At 38.8% G+C, this 19,336-nt stretch carries 18 protein-coding genes; 16 read left to right on the top strand and 2 right to left on the bottom strand.

What is annotated here, in order from left to right; translation table 11 throughout:
• Nucleotides 1-85: 85 nt before the first annotated feature.
• The 9 genes from G3O09_RS01500 (at nucleotide 86) to G3O09_RS01460 (ending at nucleotide 10,046) form a co-directional block, all read left to right on the top strand.
• Nucleotides 86-1,102: a Gfo/Idh/MocA family protein gene (locus G3O09_RS01500; protein WP_163099327.1), complete on the top strand. Its 1,017-nt coding sequence runs from the start codon at nucleotides 86-88 to the stop codon at nucleotides 1,100-1,102.
• Between the two features lie 30 nt (nucleotides 1,103-1,132).
• Nucleotides 1,133-2,461 carry a nucleotide sugar dehydrogenase gene (locus G3O09_RS01495; protein WP_163099326.1) on the top strand — a complete coding sequence of 443 codons (1,329 nt, stop codon included), beginning with the start codon at nucleotides 1,133-1,135 and terminating at the stop codon, nucleotides 2,459-2,461.
• Between the two features lie 69 nt (nucleotides 2,462-2,530).
• Entirely contained in the window at nucleotides 2,531-3,586 is a 1,056-nt protein-coding gene (gene wecB / locus G3O09_RS01490) for a non-hydrolyzing UDP-N-acetylglucosamine 2-epimerase (RefSeq protein WP_163099325.1), read from the top strand.
• Between the two features lie 12 nt (nucleotides 3,587-3,598).
• On the top strand, nucleotides 3,599-4,846 hold the full coding sequence (locus tag G3O09_RS01485) for a glycosyltransferase family 4 protein (protein ID WP_163099324.1): 1,248 nt from the start codon (nucleotides 3,599-3,601) through the stop codon (nucleotides 4,844-4,846).
• Nucleotides 4,843-5,952: a glycosyltransferase family 4 protein gene (locus G3O09_RS01480; RefSeq protein WP_163099323.1), complete on the top strand. Its 1,110-nt coding sequence runs from the start codon at nucleotides 4,843-4,845 to the stop codon at nucleotides 5,950-5,952. The genes G3O09_RS01485 and G3O09_RS01480 overlap by 4 nt, the downstream gene beginning before the upstream one ends.
• 25 nt (nucleotides 5,953-5,977) lie before the next feature.
• A complete protein-coding gene (locus tag G3O09_RS01475) occupies nucleotides 5,978-7,090 on the top strand; it encodes a DegT/DnrJ/EryC1/StrS family aminotransferase (protein WP_163099322.1) in 1,113 nt (370 codons plus the stop codon).
• 17 nt (nucleotides 7,091-7,107) lie between these two features.
• Nucleotides 7,108-7,818, top strand: coding sequence for an N-acetyltransferase (locus G3O09_RS01470; protein WP_163099321.1), 711 nt, complete (start codon nucleotides 7,108-7,110; stop codon nucleotides 7,816-7,818).
• A 66-nt stretch (nucleotides 7,819-7,884) separates the two neighbouring features.
• Complete coding sequence (locus tag G3O09_RS01465; protein WP_163099320.1) at nucleotides 7,885-9,369, top strand: O-antigen ligase family protein; 1,485 nt, start codon at nucleotides 7,885-7,887, stop codon at nucleotides 9,367-9,369.
• On the top strand, nucleotides 9,366-10,046 hold the full coding sequence (locus tag G3O09_RS01460; protein ID WP_163099318.1) for a Wzz/FepE/Etk N-terminal domain-containing protein: 681 nt from the start codon (nucleotides 9,366-9,368) through the stop codon (nucleotides 10,044-10,046). The genes G3O09_RS01465 and G3O09_RS01460 overlap by 4 nt, the downstream gene beginning before the upstream one ends.
• A 40-nt stretch (nucleotides 10,047-10,086) precedes the next feature.
• Here G3O09_RS01460 and G3O09_RS01455 read toward each other — a convergent pair whose 3' ends face one another.
• A complete protein-coding gene (locus tag G3O09_RS01455) occupies nucleotides 10,087-11,106 on the bottom strand; it encodes an LCP family protein (RefSeq protein ID WP_163099317.1) in 1,020 nt (339 codons plus the stop codon).
• 102 nt (nucleotides 11,107-11,208) lie between these two features.
• Nucleotides 11,209-11,844, bottom strand: a complete 636-nt coding sequence (locus tag G3O09_RS01450; protein ID WP_163099316.1) for a YigZ family protein — start codon at nucleotides 11,842-11,844, stop codon at nucleotides 11,209-11,211.
• Between the two features lie 634 nt (nucleotides 11,845-12,478).
• Between G3O09_RS01450 and G3O09_RS01445 the strand changes: the two genes are divergently transcribed.
• The 7 genes from G3O09_RS01445 (at nucleotide 12,479) to G3O09_RS01415 (ending at nucleotide 19,295) form a co-directional block, all read left to right on the top strand.
• Entirely contained in the window at nucleotides 12,479-13,621 is a 1,143-nt protein-coding gene (locus G3O09_RS01445; protein ID WP_163099315.1) for a sensor histidine kinase, read from the top strand.
• Between the two features lie 66 nt (nucleotides 13,622-13,687).
• Nucleotides 13,688-14,374 (top strand): response regulator, encoded by a 687-nt coding sequence (locus tag G3O09_RS01440; RefSeq protein WP_163099314.1) that lies wholly within the window; start codon nucleotides 13,688-13,690, stop codon nucleotides 14,372-14,374.
• 492 nt (nucleotides 14,375-14,866) lie between these two features.
• A complete protein-coding gene (locus G3O09_RS01435) occupies nucleotides 14,867-15,820 on the top strand; it encodes a nuclease-related domain-containing protein (RefSeq protein WP_163099313.1) in 954 nt (317 codons plus the stop codon).
• A gap of 103 nt (nucleotides 15,821-15,923) precedes the next feature.
• Nucleotides 15,924-16,766, top strand: a complete 843-nt coding sequence (locus G3O09_RS01430) for a DegV family protein (RefSeq protein WP_163099312.1) — start codon at nucleotides 15,924-15,926, stop codon at nucleotides 16,764-16,766.
• 86 nt (nucleotides 16,767-16,852) lie between these two features.
• Nucleotides 16,853-17,170, top strand: a complete 318-nt coding sequence (locus G3O09_RS01425; protein ID WP_163099310.1) for a hypothetical protein — start codon at nucleotides 16,853-16,855, stop codon at nucleotides 17,168-17,170.
• Nucleotides 17,171-17,182: 12 nt separating this feature from the next.
• On the top strand, nucleotides 17,183-18,625 hold the full coding sequence (locus G3O09_RS01420; protein ID WP_275898287.1) for an ATP-dependent helicase ComFA: 1,443 nt from the start codon (nucleotides 17,183-17,185) through the stop codon (nucleotides 18,623-18,625).
• Nucleotides 18,618-19,295: a ComF family protein gene (locus tag G3O09_RS01415; RefSeq protein WP_163099308.1), complete on the top strand. Its 678-nt coding sequence runs from the start codon at nucleotides 18,618-18,620 to the stop codon at nucleotides 19,293-19,295. The genes G3O09_RS01420 and G3O09_RS01415 overlap by 8 nt, the downstream gene beginning before the upstream one ends.
• Nucleotides 19,296-19,336 lie beyond the last annotated feature (41 nt).

Below are 19,336 nucleotides of genomic sequence, written 5' to 3'. Positions count from 1 at the left end.
AATGCAATATATAAAATATTATTTTATAATATTACTCGTGTAAAATATGAATGTGAAAATAAAATTGAAAGCTAAGGTGAAATATATGACACGTTTTGCAATTGTAGGTTGTGGACATATTGCAAAAAAACACGCAGAAGCCATTACAAAGAGTAGTGGAGCAGAATTTTATGCGGTTTGCGATACAGTACAAGAAAAAATGGATCCTTTTATTGAAGAATATGGAGTAGAAGGATTTTCGAGTTTAGATGCCCTATTACAGGATCCAAATGTCGATGTTGTTAACATCTGTACACCAAGTGGATTCCATGCGAATATCGCAGTCCAGGTTGCGCAAGCGAAAAAGCATGTCGTAGTTGAAAAGCCTATTGCTTTAACTTTAGAAGATACAGATAGAATCATTAATGCATGTAAAGAAAATGGTGTGAAGCTAGCAGTGGTGCATCCGAACCGTTTCCGTCCAGCTATGATTAAGCTAAAGGAATTAATGAAAGAAGGTAGATTCGGAAAACTAAGCCATGCAAACTCGACAGTACGTTGGAACCGTAATCAAGAGTATTACGCCCAAGCTCCTTGGAGAGGTACGAAATCATTGGATGGTGGTGTGTTAATGAACCAAGCGATCCATAATTTAGACCTTCTTGTTTGGCTTATGGGGGATGTGGAAGAAGTGTTCAGCATGGATGCCACTCGCTTACGTAATATAGAGGCAGAAGATGTGTCTACTGGAGTTGTCCGATTTAAAAATGGCGCTCTTGGTGTCGTCGAGGCTGCAGTTACGATTTATCCGAAGAATTATGAGGAATCTATCAGTATTTTTGGTGAAAAAGGTACGGTAAAAATCGGAGGCCAAAATGCAAACTTCATCGAACACCTTGTGATGGAAGGTATGTCAGAGGAAGAAGTAGAAGCGCTGAAAGAGGAAATCAAGAAAGATCCGTTTGGTACTCCGGGCCATCAAGGAATCATTGAAGATATGGTTCAAGCCATTAAAGAGGATCGTGAGCCAATAGTAACTGGAGAGGACGGAAAGAGAGCGCTCCAACTAGTGGTTTCACTTTACGAATCTGCAGAAGCAAATAAACCTGTCGTATTAGGATAAATACCCAAAACAAGAAAGAGGTAATAGTTGATGACAACTGAATTAAACCAAACAGCTAAAGAATTATTGAATAAAATTGAAGGCAGAACTGCTACGATCGGTGTAGTAGGACTTGGTTATGTAGGTCTTCCGCTAGCGGTTGAAAAGGCAAAAGCTGGTTATAAAGTTATTGGTTTCGACGTTCAACAAAGCCGTGTAGACCAAGTTAACGATGGAATTAACTATATCGGTGATGTTGTGGATGAAGATTTAAAAGAAATCACTCAGTCCGGCCAATTCGTTGCAACTACTGATTATTCTTTAATTAAAGATGTGGACGCTGTAGCAATTTGTGTACCGACTCCACTTGATAAATACCAACAACCTGATACTTCATATGTAGAAAGCTCTGGTAAAGATATCGCGAAATATTTACATGAAGGTATGCTTGTTGTGCTTGAGAGCACTACATACCCTGGTACTACTGAAGAAGTTTTAAGACCTATTTTAGAAAGCACTGGACTAAAAGTAGGACAGGATTTCTTCCTTGCTTACTCACCAGAACGCGTTGACCCAGGTAACAAGCATTTCAATACAAAGAACACACCTAAGGTTGTAGGGGGAATCACTCCTGCATGTACAGATATTGCTGCTACTATGTATAAGAGCGTATTAGAAGGTGATGTGCATCAAGTATCCAGCCCAGCGGTAGCGGAAATGGAAAAAATCCTTGAAAACACATTCCGTCACATCAACATTGCGTTAGCGAACGAAATGGCAATCCTATGTGATAAAATGGGCATTGATGTTTGGGAAGTTATCGATGCAGCAGCATCTAAGCCATACGGTTTCATGGCATTCTATCCAGGACCGGGATTAGGTGGACATTGTATCCCTATCGATCCGTTCTACCTAACTTGGAAAGCAAGAGAGTACAACTACCATACTCGTTTGATCGAACTAGCTGGGGAAATCAACAACGGTATGCCTGAATTCGTTGTGAACAAAGCGATGTATGCGCTGAATACAGAAGGTATCGCTCTTCGTGGTGCTAAGGTTGCAGTGCTAGGTGTAGCTTATAAGAAAGATATTGACGATGTACGTGAATCTCCAGCACTTCCAATCATGGAAATGCTTATTAAAGAGGGTGCAAATTTAACAATTTGTGATCCGCACGTAAAATCGTTCCGTTTAAATGGTCAAGTGCTTGAAACGACTGGTTTATCAGAACAAGTTCTTAATGATGCAGACCTAGTATTAATCACAACTGATCACAGCGATTTCGATTATGACATGATCAGCAAGAGCAACAAAATCGTATTCGATACTCGTAACGCTCTGAAAAATAATGCTAAACCAGCAAAATACGTAAAACTGTAAGACAGATTGAAAGTAGCATAGAAGTCATCTTCTATGCTGCTTATTCTTATATAAAGATAAGGTGATATCATGAAGTTTTTAACAGTAATTGGGGCTAGGCCACAGTTTATTAAGGCAGCTCCTGTTTCTAGAGAGCTAAGACAGGAACATCAAGAAATTTATATACATACAGGCCAACACTACGATGCAAATATGAGTGATATTTTCTTCGACGAATTGAATATTCCAAAGCCAGATTATCACTTGAATGTTGGTTCTTCTTCACATGGCAAACAAACAGCAGCTATGTTGGATGGCATCGAAGGCATTATCCTACAAGAAAAGCCAGATTACCTTCTTGTATATGGTGATACGAATTCAACAATTGCTGGTGCAATGGCAGCTGCCAAGCTTCATATTCCAGTAATCCATATTGAAGCAGGGTTAAGAAGCTTCAATAAGAAAATGCCTGAAGAGATTAACAGAATCATGACTGACCACATTTCTGAATACCTGTTCTGTCCAACAGAAACAGCAGTGGATAACCTTGCGAATGAAAATATTTCAGAGAATGTTTTCAATGTCGGGGACGTTATGTATGATGCTGTGAAATACAATTTAGAACTGTCTCAGGAAAAGTCACAAATTTTAGAGACGCTTGGATTATCCAAAGATGATTATTATCTAATCACCATCCACCGTGCAGAGAATACAGACAATGAGACGAACATCAAAAACATCCTTGAAGCATTCTCAAGAATTGAAGGCAAGAAGGTGTGGCCTATCCATCCTCGTACAAGAAATATCCTTGCTAAGATGGGGATCGATCTAGCTACGATTCCTGGTCTGCAAATCATTGATCCTGTAGGATATTTGGACATCCTTGCGCTTGAAGGCGGGGCTAAGAAAATCCTTACTGACTCAGGCGGAATGCAAAAGGAAGCCTATTTCCTACAAAAGCCATGTGTCACGCTTCGTGAGCAAACAGAGTGGGTAGAGACATTGCAAGGAGATGCCAATATCCTGGTTGGCACAGACGTTGAAAAGATTGTGGAAGCAGTCAATAGGGATGTTAATCCGAATTATCAAGAATTATTTGGAGATGGATTTGCTTCAAAAAAAATCGTGAACCATTTTCGAAATTAAGGTAGGAACACAATGAGAATAACCTTCTTAAGTGAAAACTTCCCACCTGAAACGGGTGCACCCCAAATCAGGTTGTACGAAGTCAGCAGAGAATTAATCAAAAGAGGCTATCAAGTCGAAGTTATGACGGCTTTCCCCCATCATCCAAATGGGGTGATACCTCCTGTATACAGAGGGAAATTCTATCAGTTTGAAGAATATGATGGAATCCCTGTCCACCGTTCATGGATTTATCCAAGTCCTAAAGGAAGCTTTTGGAAAAGACTGTTTTCCTATTTTTCCTTCACGTTAAGTGCCTTTTATTCGGTAATTAAAGCTAAGGATACTGATGTCATCATTTGTACATCACCCCCGCTTTTCTTAGGAATTACAGGTTACTTCGCTTCCAAGATGAAGAAGGCGAAGTTTGTCTTTAACGTGGCAGATATTTGGCCAGAATCAGCAGTCGAGCTTGGTCTGGTTACAAATAAGAAATTCATTAAAATGGCTGAGATCCTTGAACAATGGCTCTATAAAAAGTCTTGGAAAATCGCAACTGCGACTGAAGGAATCAGGGATTACATGTTTAGGCAAGGCAAGAACAAGGAAGATGTTTTCCTATTGCCTAATGGCGTGAATACTGAGACATTCTCTCCGCAGGAGCCCAATCAAGAATGGATCGATCGACTAGGTTTCGAAGGAAAAAAGGTCTTTACCTTTGCAGGTAGAATTGGTTATGCCCAAGGGCTCGATTCCGTTTTACAAGCAGCTAAAATCCTTCAGGATGAAAATGTTGATGATGCCAAGTTCTTGATTATTGGTGAAGGACCTGAGAAAGAAAAATTAATCGAGTTAAAAGAACAGTTGGGATTAAAGAATTTAATATTCCATGATGCAGTGCCTGTATCTGAAATGCCGACGATTTTTTCCTTCACAGATTTTTCTATTGTATCCTTACGTAATATCGAATTATTCAAAGGCGCACGTCCTTCGAAAATTTTCCCGGCTCTTGCATCTGGTGTACCAGTCGTTTATTGCGGAGAAGGGGAAAGTGCAGCTTTGATTTCTGATCATGATTGTGGAATCATAGCGAAGCCTGAGAATCCTGAATCGATAGCTGAAGCATTCAAAAACTGTTTACAGTTGTCCCATGAGGAGTATCATAGTCTGTCAGCATCGGGAAGAGATTGGGTCGAAAAGGAATATTCATGGAAGTTTATCGTTGATGATTTACTTCTGAATATAAGCCAAGAAAAAGAAACAATGAGGCAAAAATCATGAAAATTTGTCATATAACTTCGGTTCATTCCGCTCATGATACGAGAATTTTCATAAAAGAATGTCAATCGTTACAAAAAGCAGGGCATGAGGTTTCGTTTATCGTCCCGAATGCCAAGGATGAGATAATTGAAGGCGTTCAAATCATTGGAGTAAGTTCAACTGCGAAGAACCAAATAGAGCGTATGCGGAATACTACCAATGCTGTTTTTTCAAGAGCTGTGCAGGAAGACGCGGACGTTTACCATTTTCATGATCCTGAATTGATTCCCATCGGCCTTAAGTTGAAGGCTAAAGGGAAAAAAGTCATCTATGATGTTCATGAAGATGTTCCTGAGCAGGTACTTTCAAAGCAATGGATTCCAAAGCCATTAAGAAAGACGATTTCAAAAGCTGTAAAAGGGTATGAGAGATATGCATCGAAAAAATTCGATGCTGTAGTTACGGCTACTCCTCATATAGCGAATCGATTTAAAACGTATAACCCTAATACGGTTGCGATCCATAATTATCCCCTCTTGCACGAGTTAGCGAGTGAGCAGGTCCAATCTGATGCTGCCAGTCCAAATAATGCATTGTATATTGGGGGAATATATGTATTGCGCGGAATCAAAGAAATGGTAGAATCAGTAGAGAAAGTAAACCAAGAAATGGAATGTAGACTGACGCTTGCTGGAAGCTTTGCCCCAAAAAGCTTGGAAGACGAAGTCAAAAAAATGTCTGGGTTTGCGTACACAGATTTTCTAGGGTTTTTAAATCGCGGGGAGGTGAAGGATGTTTTAGCAAAGGCCAATATGGGATTGGTGTTGCTGCATCCGGAACCGAGATTTGTCGTTTCTTTGCCTATTAAAATGTTCGAATATATGTCTGCTGGCTTGCCAGTCATAGCTTCCAATTTTCCAATCTGGAAAGATATTGTAGAAGCCAATGATTGTGGTCTATGCGTGGATCCATTGAATACCGATGAAATCGCTGAGGCCATTAAATCGATTCTAACCAATCCTGAAAAAGCGCAGGAGATGGGAAGAAACGGTCGAAAAGCCGTAATGGACATTTATAATTGGGAAAAAGAAAGCGAAAAATTAGTACAACTATATCAATCCTTATAAATTCATGATGAAATGAGGCTTAACGATGAGAGTAACGATGTTAGATTTAACAGAACAATATCAAGGATTAAAAGAAGAAATGATGACTGCTTTGGATGATGTAATGTCAAAAGCACATTTCATTCTTGGAAGCAATGTGAAAAAGCTAGAAGCCGACGTTGCAAAATACAGTAATGTAAGCCATGGGATTGGGGTAGCAAACGGTAGTGACGCTATACATATTGCACTTCAAGCTGCTGGAGTAGGCCCTGGGGATGAAGTCATCTGTCCTTCATTTACTTTCTTTGCGACTGCTGGTGCAGTAGCAAGAGCTGGAGCAACGCCAGTATTTGCTGATATCGATCCAAAAACATTCAACATTGATCCTGCAAAAGTAGAAGCAGTGATTACTGAAAAAACAAAAGCTATCATCCCAGTACATTTATATGGACAAATGGCAGACATGGATGGACTTGTTGAGATCGCTAAGAAGCATAACCTTGCTATCATTGAAGATGCTGCACAAGCTATCGGTTCAAAATATAAAGGTAAAAGCGTCGGAGAACTAGGAACTGCTGCAACTTATAGCTTCTTCCCAACAAAGAACTTAGGAGCATATGGTGACGGTGGTATGATCGTTACGAATAATGATGAATTGGCTGAAAAAATGAGCGTAATCCGTGTTCACGGAAGCAAGCCAAAATACTATCACCACGTTCTAGGCTATAACAGCCGTTTGGATGAATTACAAGCTGCCGTATTAAATGTGAAATTCCCTCATTTAGATGAGTGGAGCAACATGAGAAAACAAAATGCTGCTAACTATACACAATTATTAAATGAAGCACTTAAAGATGAAGTTGTGACTCCTTTCATCGAAGAGCATAATGATCATGTATTCCACCAGTACACAATCCGAGTACAAAAGCGTGACGAGCTTCAAGCTTTCTTAAAGGAAAATGGAATCGACACAATGATCTATTATCCACATCCACTTCATTTGCAACCAGTGTTCAAGGAACTAGGTTACAAAGAAGGCGATCTTCCTGAAACAGAAAAAGCTTGTGCGGAAGCTGTATCATTACCTATGTACCCTGAATTAAAGCTTGAACAACAAGAATACGTAGTGAAGAAAATCGCAGAATTCTATCAAAAGTAAGGAAGGGGAATAAGAGGATGCAACCAGCGGTAATTGGAAAGAATGTAGTGATTGGTGAAAACGTCACTTTCGGGGAAAACGTAACAATCGGTCACAACGTCATCATTTATGATGGAACAACTATTGGAAGCCATACCATGATCCAAGATAATGTCGTGATTGGTAAGCAGCCAGCTCGTGCAAAGAACTCAATTCTTCCTGAAGTGAAGCAGCTTCCTCCTACGAAGATTGGTTCTGGATGTACAATCGGTACTTCTTCTATTATTTATGCGAATGCGACACTTGCAGATGATGTATTCGTTGCAGACTTGGCTACTGTTAGAGAACGCGTAACAATCGGAGAAAAAACGATTGTTGGACGTGGGGTAGCGGTTGAGAACGACTGTGAAGTGGGTCAAAAATGTAAGTTAGAAACGAATTGCTACATCACTGCCTATTCTAAATTAGGAGACTTCGTATTCGTGGCTCCTGGTGTTGTAACTACCAATGATAATTACATGGCTCGTTCCAAGGAACGCTTTGATAAATTCAAAGGTATTACAATTGAGAATGGTGGACGAATTGGAGCGAATTCCACAATCCTTCCAGGCAAAGTCATCCACGAAGACGGAGCAGTTGGAGCGGGTAGTGTCGTAACAAAAGATGTTCAAAAAGAACAATTGGTGGTAGGTACGCCTGCTAGAGAATTCAGACAAGTTCCAGAAAGCCAATTGCTAAAGAACCAATAATAATAATTTTGAATTAAAGGAGGATGAACTACGTTTCATCCTCTTATTTAGGTAAAGGAGAAGGATATGAGACGTGCAATACCACTGAAACCGATTCACCAAGTGATTTATGCCATTATCCTATCTGTGTTGTTGGGTTGGGGATTGACTCAAAACCCTAAAATGATTGTATTATTTATCGCAATTTTGGCTGCTTTTTCTGCTATATTGCTCCTTCCGTTTTATCTTAGGAAGTATATATCCTTGCTCCACATTAACAATTGGAAGAATATCATTTTGTACTTATTTGTGTTTTCTTCCTTTTTGGGACCAGGCTTATTAAGCGTAAGGGTTGGACCAATATCTCTCTTCCCATATCGAGTACTTTTACCGGTAGTAGGTATTCTGTTTTTTTATGGTTGGTTCTTCAGAAATGATCGTTTTTCCATTCTTCATAAAAAACCGGTAAAACCTGTTCTTACTTATTTTATCCTATGGGTAATTTTAGGTGTTGTCACAATTGTATGGGGCAAGTCTACTGTTGATGTTATAAAAGAGGTATTTTTCTTAGCCCTTGGTATATTAATGATCTTTATCTTTTCAACCTTCTTTAAAAAAGAAAGAGATTTTAAAGCAATCTTATATGTTTGGATGGCAGGGTTGCTCATTATCATTGCTTTAGGATTCTGGAATCATTTCACCAAGCAAGCGTTACCGACATCGAGAATGTTTGAAGCACCGATGTATATTAGAGATCGACCTACTGGTGTCTTTAAAAATGAAAATGACTTTGCAAGTTTCCTATCCATAAGTGTTTTTCTTTTGATTCCATTTATAAGATATTACAAAAATTGGCTAGTAAAACTCGCTGGAATGATGATTCTGCTAAGTAGTGTTTACTTGATTGATGCAACATTATCAAGAGCGAATATACTTGCCCTCGCCATTGGGGTTGTTTTCTGGTTGTTATTCTTCACAACAAAGAAGGAAAAACAGTTCTTAGTCATAATAGGGATAGGCGGAATGATATTAGGAATCGCGTTATTTTCAGATACGATAATTATGATGTTGAATGATATTATCATTAAGGTAAAAGACGTCCTGTTCCAGACGGGAAATGAAACGGGGTCAAATAGTATCCGTATCAACCTGTTAAAGAATGCACTCCTATTCATCGCCAAGACGGTAGGGATTGGGATTGCAGCTGGAAATATCGAATATTACATTGAAAATTATTCTTTATTCCCTACTTTGGGGACATTGAATTTGCATAATTGGTGGATGGAGATTCTTGTCCAATATGGGCTTTTAGTTTTCGTGGGCTATATCATCATCTATTTATGGATGATCATCTCATTGCTAAGGCTTTTCTTTGCTTCTTCTACAGCAACTGACCGAGGACTATCAGCAGCACTTTGTACAAGCCTAGTCGTATTCTCATTAGCTAGTGTAAGTCCGAGTTCCATCCTGACGTTAAATTATTCTTGGGTATTATGGGCGTTCGCAATTGGCTATATAAACTATCGTAAAAGTAAAGCCAGTAATAAGAATCAAGAAGGAGTTATTATATGAATAAAGCATTCTTACGCTACTTAAGGAATATTGGAAATAGAGCCCGAAAATTACTCTGGCTGATTATATTAATACCTGTGTTAACTGCAGGCCTAGCCTATTTTTTATCTGCTGATACTAAGCCGGTGTATCAAGCAAATGCAAAATTGTTGTTGGGGAATTTTCAAAATGATGAATACACAAACGCAACCTATTTAAGTAAGTTCGTGCCTACCGAATATTTTCTTAATAACTTAAAAGGCAAGTACAATTTAGACATCAATCCGGAAACGATGAACAGTCAGCTTAAGGTGAATGATACTGGAGACAAAACAGTAACCTTAACGTTGTCAGGTCCAAATCAAGAAGAGGCACAAGAAACTTTAAAGTTAATCACAATGGCAATTCTTTCAGAGAGCACAGCTATTTACGAATCAAAAGTGGCGTTAATTAGAGAAAGAATAACTGAAACCGAAGCATTAAAAGAAAGTTCAGAGCCAGCAACTGCACAACAACTTTTATATGATTTAAAAATGGATAATAGAAATATCAAAAATACGATATTATTAGAAGATGTCGAATCTGCCCCTTTGGCTACTCTATCAGCTATTAATAAAGCCATCTTAGGTTTCTTGGCAGGTATTATGGTTAGCTTAATGATTTTAGTCCTACCTGAGCTATTCAGGGAAGAAGATTAATGGAAATAAAAAACCCTCTGGAATTCCAGAGGGTTTAAATTTATTCAGTTGCAGATACATCCGACTCTTCTTCTTCCTCATTTAACTCTTTATTGATGTCGACTTTTTCTCCATCAAGGATTCGATTCATGATATCTTTATTTTTTTCAATTGATTCATCTGAAGGAAGGAAGTAATCTACACGTTCTATTCTATCAGTCTCACCTTCTAAATGAAGGTTTTCAATCGGAGAAGCTTTAATCTTAGAATAAACTCTAATGAAGTCTACCATTTTAGTAGGACGAATATTAGTTTTTACATTTTCCCCTAAGTCTTCCATAAGGTCATCGATTTTAGTAATGGTACCAAAGGAGGTTCCTTTATCAACAATGGCTTTTAAAACTTGTTGTTGACGTTCATTACGGCCAATGTCACCTTTAGGATCTTTTTTCCTCATACGCACATAAGCAAGTGCTTCATTCCCGTTCAATTCCATAGGGCCTTCATAGAACTTCTTGAACTTATGTGAGTGAGTCAATGTTGCAGTGAAAGTAAAGGGAACATCGACTTTTACTCCACCAAGAGTATCCACTATATCTTCAAAACCTTCAAAATTGGTTGTAATGAAGTAATCGATAGGAACACCCATCATCTCTTCCACTGTGGAGATCGTGCCTTCAATCCCACCAAATGCATAGCTATGATTGATTTTGGATTTATATCCTTCATCAGGCAGGAAAACCCTTGAATCACGTGGAATACTCATCATAACAACCTGCTCCGTTTCGGGATTCACGGTTGCAAGCATTAACACATCGGCCCTACCTCGGCCACCTTCCTGATTTTCAATCCCTGCGAGTAAAACTGTAAAAGGTTCTTTAGAAACTTGTACCTCTGTTTCACGATGTTGTGGGATATATTCATGAAATATTTTATTGGTTGCTTTACTTGAACTGTTATAAATGTCATAGGCATAATATCCGAATCCGCCGATTAATACTAGGAACATTGTTAGTAAAAAAGTCCTGAGTATACGACGCTTCTTTTTAATTTTTTTCCTTACAATTCGAGTCTTAATCATATGAGTGCCTCGCTTTAAATTTAAATCGTATTTACTGAAAAGTCATACCATTCCATATTTTATCGGATTTATTTAAGTGTGTAAAACGTTTTCTGAATCCTATTATTCTATTTTTTTCTCTAGATATAAATTATTTCCACTTGTAATTTCTGCCTGACCATTGGTAAGTTCTGTCATCCAATGAATGAACTGGTCCTTTTGTCCTTCTTCAACGAATGTTTCTATCTCAACCGTATCGAGGTAGTGGATTTCCTTTAAGCTGAAGACAGATGAACGGAGCTCATTTTCAAGCTTGCCCAGCCAAGTATAATCCACCTTGGTATGCATGACTCTCATCAGCATCCGTTGGACGATACCAGTCGCATTGATTCCCTCTGACGCCGATTTTCCGTACGCTCTGATCAAACCTCCACCGCCAAGCTTAATGCCACCGAAATAACGTGTGACAACGACCACTGTATCCTTTAATCCTTTTTTCTTTAATACCTCAAGTATCGGAACACCTGCAGTTCCACTTGGTTCACCATCATCATTTGCCTTTTGGATTTGGTCATGCTCACCAATCATATAAGCTGAGCAATTATGGGTAGCATCCCAATGCTTCTTTTTTATAGTCTGAATAAATTCCTGCGCAGCTTCTTCTGACTCCGCACGCTCCACATATGCGATAAAGCGAGATTTCTGAATGACAATCTCATGTTCGCCATATCCTGCTACTGTCAAATACTCTGGCAACATCTCTTAACCCACACTTTCTATATATATAGGAACTCGTATCCCATCCTATTTTTATTCGTTGTAAAAGCTAGTAAAAAAAGCGAATTCAATTTATCTCCCTAAAAATCTATTATATCTATGTGCGACAAGTCGGGCAAATGGGTTAATTTGTAGTAAGCAAAGCGTTTTGGTAGGATAGATATAGATATGACGTAGGTTTTTGAGTAAATGTTTCATATATTTTTCACGTATAGTATTTTCGTAACGATTTGAGAAGGTACTGTAACGTAACTTTAATATTATAAGCCTAAAGCCATGATATAATTAGTCATTATCTGAGGGTAATAATTATTCGAGGATAATAAAATAAGGGTTTAGCCCCTATGAAATAAGATTTACATATATCTTGTTCTTTCTTTTTTGATTTTCTTTTCAGAAAAATATTCCATCAAAGGATATTTTGTGAAATGTTTTAAGTCGATTAGAACAGGATAAAAGACATATAGCATTCTGGGGTCTTTTTGTTTTATGCTCAAAACAACCAGTAGTGACGCCATTTATTAGTTGATGGAAGATCACTTTTAAAAAAGATACACAACTGAGAGAGTAGTACAAACCCCCTATACATCATGGGAAGTTGAAGGAGCAGGTCGAAATGTCCATCAAAAAACTTGATAGTAAAGAACTCGATGTTATTCTCGAGAAAATGGTAGAGACCGTTGATAGTAGTAAAGGGGAAATCTTTCAGATTGGTGAGCAAAGCAGAAAAGATTTCGAATCCTTGTCTGAAGAGTTAAAGACGATTAAGCAATTGGTTGTTCAAGTCATTGATGAAGGTGACAAACTAGAATTAAATGCAAGATTGGCGAGAAAACGTCTTTCAGAGGTGAGTAGTCAATTTAATCGCTACTCCGAGGAACAAATTAGAGAAGCCTATGAAAAGGCACACACGCTGCAAGTTGAATTACAAATGAATCGCCAAACAGAAAAGCAACTTCGTAATCGAAGAGACGACCTTGAAAGACGTATATTAGGTCTTCAGCAAACGATTGAACGTGCTGATTATCTTGTTTCGCAAGTCAGTATTGTATTGAACTTTTTAACGAGTGACTTAGCCTTTGTCGGTGAGGCGCTTGAAGATGCGAAACGAAAACAGGAATTCGGATTCAAAATAATAGAGGCACAAGAAGAGGAACGGAAAAAGCTATCTCGTGAAATCCATGATGGTCCAGCTCAAATGATGGCGAATGTGATGATGCGTTCTGACCTAATTGATCGCGTATTCCGCGAGAGGGGCTCTGAACAAGCCCTGCAAGAGGTCCGTGACTTAAAGCGGATGGTCAGAAATGCATTGTATGAAGTTCGTCGCATCATTTATGATTTAAGACCTATGGCTTTAGACGACCTTGGTTTAGTTCCGACCCTCAGAAAATACCTACAGACTGTCGAAGAATATAATAAGTCTGCAAAACTTACCTTCTTTAATGTTGGGGAGGAAAAAAGACTTCATAATAATATGGAGGTCGCTCTGTTCCGCCTTGTGCAGGAATCGATTCAAAATGCCCTAAAGCATGCACAAGCTACGGAAATCCAAGTGAAATTGGAGATTCGAAAAGACGGATGCACTGCGGTGGTAAGAGATAATGGTAAAGGATTCGATCCTACCTCCAAGAAAGAAGGATCCTTTGGCCTTATGGGTATGAGGGAGAGGGTCGAACTGCTTGAAGGCGAAATCAACATTGATTCTAAGCCGGGAGCGGGAACTATGGTGTCAATCCAAATTCCAATTAAAGATTGACCTTCATAGGAAATTAGATGGACAAGCATACTAACTATAAAAATAGATGAATTAAGGGAGGCGAATATGATGAAAACAAGCATCGTAATCATTGATGATCATCAACTATTTCGCGAAGGGGTTAAGCGAATTTTAGATTTTGAACCAACTTTTGAGGTTGTGGCAGAAGGCGACGACGGAACAGACGCAGTAGATTTAGTAGATAAATACAATCCAGATGTAGTTATCATGGACATTAACATGCCAAACATGAATGGTGTGGAAGCAACGAAGGAATTGGTAGAAGAATATCCAAATTCAAAAGTTATCATCCTATCTATCCATGACGATGAAAACTACGTTACACATGCCTTGAAAACAGGCGCTAGCGGGTATTTATTGAAAGAAATGGACGCAGATGCTTTAGTTGACGCGGTTAAAGTGGTTGCTGATGGCGGTTCTTACCTACATCCAAAAGTAACGCACAACCTGGTGAAGGAATACCGCCGTTTGGCGACTGATACAGGTTCTGAAGGTGGCAATGTGTTCGCGACTGAAATCCGTCGTCCATTACACTTATTGACGCGCCGTGAATGTGAAGTTCTTCAATTATTAGCTGACGGACAAAGCAACCGTACAATCGGTGAAACATTGTTCATCAGTGAAAAAACAGTTAAGAACCACGTAAGTAACATCCTGCAAAAAATGAATGTAAACGACCGTACCCAGGCTGTAGTATTGGCTATTAAGAATGGTTGGGTGGAAGTTAATTAATTTTGGATTTTTTCGGAGTGCCCGGCGTGATTGCGTCGGGTTTTTTGTGGTTTGGGGTGTGGTTTGGTAATAAGGTGGGTGCGTTCGGTAATAAGGTGGGGTGTTTGGTAATATCGAGTGGCGTTTCGGTAATAAAGCCATTCTGTTTGGTAATAAAATGAATTTTTGTTTAAGGAGTCCGTCCGGAAGGCGATATGGTAATAAAAGTATTGGTTTCGGTAATAAGAGTGGGGGTTTTGGTAATATCGAGTGGCGTTTCGGTAATAAAGCCATTCTGTTTGGTAATATATTAAATTTTTGTATATGGAGTTCGTCCGGAAGGCGATATGGTAATAAAACTAGTGGGTTCGGTAATAAGGTTGGGATGTTTGGTAATATCAGTGGCTCGTTTGGTAATAAATCCACTCCATTTGGTAATAAAATAAATATCTATTTAAAGAGGAAGGAGATTTACTACTGAAAATCTAACTAATACTAAAAAGGAGTGAATATATGATCATCAAAAAACGGGAAATCCCCATATCAGTGCTAAAATTGCAAGTTCTTATCCGCAGAATACCCTCTAATCACCCAAAAATTCCTCTCATTCAAGAAACCCTATCCAAACAATTAGCAGGATACAAAGGGGAAGTAGCCATAGAATATCATTTGAGCTTTCTTTCAGAAAAAGACTACCTAATTTTCCACGATTTAAGGCTACAGATTCAGGATTTTCATTTCCAAATGGACACGTTGATTGTAACTACTCGATATGTACTAATACTAGAAATAAAGAATATCGCAGGCACTCTCTACTTTGATGAAGAATATCATCAATTGATTCGCACACAAGAAAACCGTGAAGAAGCTTTTCCGGATCCACTCCTTCAAGTACAAAGACATGAAAGGATGTTAAAGAAGTGGATATCCCACTTAGGCTTTCCTCAAGTTCCTATCGTTTCACTTGTAGTGATCAGCAATCCTTACTCCATTGTTAGATCCTCTTCCAAGAAAGTCATCCACAGTGCCTACCTCCCTATGAAAATCCATGAAATAGATACTAAGTTTCCAGCTGCAATCTTATCTGAAAAAGAAATAAAGAAGTTGTCTCGTTTATTAACAAAACATCATTCGCCAGCAGACTATCCAATTCTTGAACGGTTTCAAATCTCAAAAGAGGAACTACTTACCGGTGGCCACTGCCCAATATGTGAACGACTTCCTTTAACCAGGATACATGGAACATGGCATTGTCCCCACTGTAATACAAAATCCATTAATGCCCACAAAGAGTCTCTAAAGGACTATTTCTATCTATGGGGCGATACTATAACAAGTAGAAACCTTCAACAATTCCTTCAATTTTCCTCTCCGCAGCTAGCAACTCGTATCCTCAAATCCATGAATCTCCCTTCTACAGGTATCAATAAAAGCACGATATATTGCCTATCTAGTCTTATTGAATAAAATCATCTAGTCATAACAATTTAATGCAAACGAGGTCATTTTCATATAGAATGGTTACTATCATTGAAATGGTAGAAAAACTTTTATAAGGTAGGTACTTTTTATGAAAACGGCAGTTGTCACGGATAGTACGGCGTACATCCCGAAGGAATTGCGCGATCAGTTAAACATACATATGGTGTCACTTAATGTCATTATCGGTGGGGAATCGTACCGGGAAGAGGTTGACCTTTCCGCAAATGAATTTTTCGAGGAAGTAAAAAACGCGGATAAGCTACCGACCACTTCCCAGCCTCCAATCGGAGACTTCATTACAAAATATGAAGAGTTATCGAAAGATTATGATGCTGTCATCTCTATACATCTATCGAGCGGAATTAGCGGTACTTTCCAAGGGGCCGTTTCTGCAGGAGATATGGTAGAGGGAATCGAAGTGTTCCCATTTGATTCGGAAATCAGCTGTCGGGTTCAAGGTTTTTACGTCATTGAAGCAGCAAAAATGGCGAACGAGGGCAAAAATCCGGAGGAAATCTTGGCTCGATTGGATGAAATGAAGAAATCAGTCCGAGCTTACTTTATGGTGGATGACCTTGCACATTTGCAACGTGGCGGGCGGCTGAGTAGTGCTCAAGCTTTTATTGGTAGCCTACTTCAGGTAAAACCTTTATTACATTTTCAAAACAAAGTAATCGTTCCTTTTGAAAAAATTCGTACACGTAAGAAAGCAATGAAGCGTATTGTTGATTTACTTGAAGAGGACGCTAAAAGCGGAGTTCCGATGAAAGCTGTTATTATCCAGGCGAACCGCCAAGAGGAAGCGGAGCAATGGAAACAGGAGTTAGAGACGCGGTTCCCTAACGTTACATTTGATATCAGTTATTTCGGTCCTGTCATTGGCACTCACTTAGGTGAAGGTGCAATGGGGATGGGATGGTATATAATTTAGTCTGGGCCAAGCGTCCAGGCTATTTTTTTTCAAAATTGTTCCGATGTTAGATTTAAAAGATTCGTGTTATAATTTGTCAAAAGGAGGTGAGAAGGCTGGAAGCTATATTACTGAAGTTATTGGAAGGGCAAGAGCGGTTAGAAAAGAAATTTGATGGTGTTGAGAATGATATAAAGTGTATTAATAATGAACTAAACGGAATAAATAATCGCCTAGAAAATGTTGGAAATGAGATCAATGGAGTAAATAATCGTCTAGAAAATGTCGAGAATGATGTTAACAGTATTAAATTTACAGTTGCTCGTATTGAAATGCAACAGGAGGAAACGATTCTTAGCTTATTAAAGCATATTAAAAAGCAAGTGGATGATAAGGATACGAATACTCGAAAAAATCTTCATTAATAAGGAAGGTGAGTGCTTATTTTTTCTATATTTAAAAAAGAGATCCCGCAAACTATTACTCTTCAAAAAAATCCTCTTAACTCTAATTATTTCTACTCCAAAGATCTCCAACAATTATTAGTCGGCAAGCAGCTACTTCCAGACGAAATTCCTTTCTCTCAATCTCTACTCGATGAACATTTTCAAAATGGATATATTGGTTACTACCAAGGTGTGATTGATCGTTACTGTAATAGATGTGGAAATCAAGATAAATCCTTATTCTATCAATTTCCTTGTGCGCGATGCGGGAAGACTTGTACATACTGCCGGAAATGTATCATGATGGGGCGTGTGCAGGAGTGTAGTAATCTTTATACGTGGACAGGTCCTGAAACAACTTTTTCGAAACAAGAACAACCTTTATTTTGGAATGGGATATTGTCAGACCCACAGCAGCTAGCTTCCCAACAAGTTGTAGAAGCTGTTCGAAATCCAAAAACACTTCTTGTCTGGGCAGTCTGTGGGGCTGGGAAAACTGAAGTTTTGTTCCATGGTATTGCGGCTGCCATAACTCTAGGAAAAAGAGTTTGTATTACTACACCAAGGACAGACGTTATCCTTGAATTAGCTCCACGACTTAAAAAAGCTTTTCCTCATACATCCATAGCAGTCTTGTATGGTGGAAGCGAAGAAAGACACGTTCTCGCGCAGTTAGTCTTATCAACCACCCACCAATTACTACGCTTCTATCAAGCTTTTGACGTAACCATCATCGATGAGGTTGACGCATTTCCGTATACCGCCGATACTTCGCTACAGTTCGCAGTCCAAAAAGCGAGAAAGCCCGAATCCACGCACATACTACTTACTGCCACTCCCTCTAAACAACTCCAGAAACAAGCAAAATCAGGTCAACTCCCGTATGTCATGATTCCTGCCAGATTCCATCGGAAACCAATTCCTGTCCCAAAATTAAAATGGTGTGGGAACTGGAAAAAGTCGATAGAAGAAAAAGTTATCCCAACTACAATCTGGCGTTGGGTAAAACAAAGAGTGGACTCAGCTACTCCTTATCTATTATTTTTTCCGAATATCGATTTGATGGAGCAAGCTCTACCCTTGCTTCAAAAAATAGATCCACAGCTCCAATCCGTTCATGCTGAAGATATCCAAAGGAAAGAAAAAGTCCAAAGTCTCCGAGAGGGAAAAGTTCTTGGTCTTTTAACCACTTCTATTCTAGAAAGAGGAGTTACCATCCCACGTTTAGATGTGGCAGTGCTGGGAGCAGAGGAAGCGATCTTTACGGAGAGCGCACTTGTTCAAATTGCAGGAAGGGTAGGTAGGAAAGCTGATTTTCCAACAGGGGATATTACAATTTTTCATTATGGGCGTACATATGAGATGGAAGGAGCGGTCTACCATATTCAAAATATGAACCATGAAGCGAAGAAAAGAGGGCTGCTTGATGGATAAATGTTATGTATGTTTTGAGAAAATCATCGTTACTATAACTTGGGATACATTCCTATTTGAAGAAAAAAAGCAAGTCATATGTGATTTGTGCTCTAATAAACTAGTTAAACTTTCAGGGCCATTATGTGAAAAATGCCATCGACACAGTGAATTAGCAATTTGCCAAGATTGTTCAAGATGGGAGAACACTACAGAATGGAAAGGTGTTTTAGAAAAGAATGTTTCGCTATTTTCATATAATGATTTTCTAAAAGACATAATAGCTCGTTTTAAATACCGTGGGGATTATGCGTTAGCTGAAATTTTTGCAGAAGATTTACGAGAAAAAATAAATCTAATCTCCTTTAATTTGGTCACAACTATACCATTAAGTTCTGAACGGTTGTATGAAAGAGGGTTCAATCAAGCGGAAGCAATATCGCTTTCTGCTGGAATTAAGCCTTTGAATCTTTTATCGAGAATCCACTCTGAGAAACAATCTAAGAAAACTAGAAGTGAGCGGTTGCATATGGATGAAATCTTTTCATTTGATTCAAAGGTAGACATAAAAGGTAAATCAATTCTCATCATTGACGACATCTATACTACAGGGGCTACACTTCGCCATGCAGCCAAAATTCTCAAGCGAGGGGGAGCAACACAAGTCTCCTCCATCACGATTGCTAGATAAGTCAGAAAAATTTCATCATACATTCCTCCTAACCTGATATA

The organism is Peribacillus alkalitolerans (assembly GCF_010882125.1).
GTDB classification, from domain to species: Bacteria; Bacillota; Bacilli; order Bacillales; family DSM-1321; genus Bacillus_BN; species Bacillus_BN alkalitolerans.
Note: the sequence above shows the minus strand (reverse complement) of the source record. Positions and strands in the feature narration are given on the sequence as shown.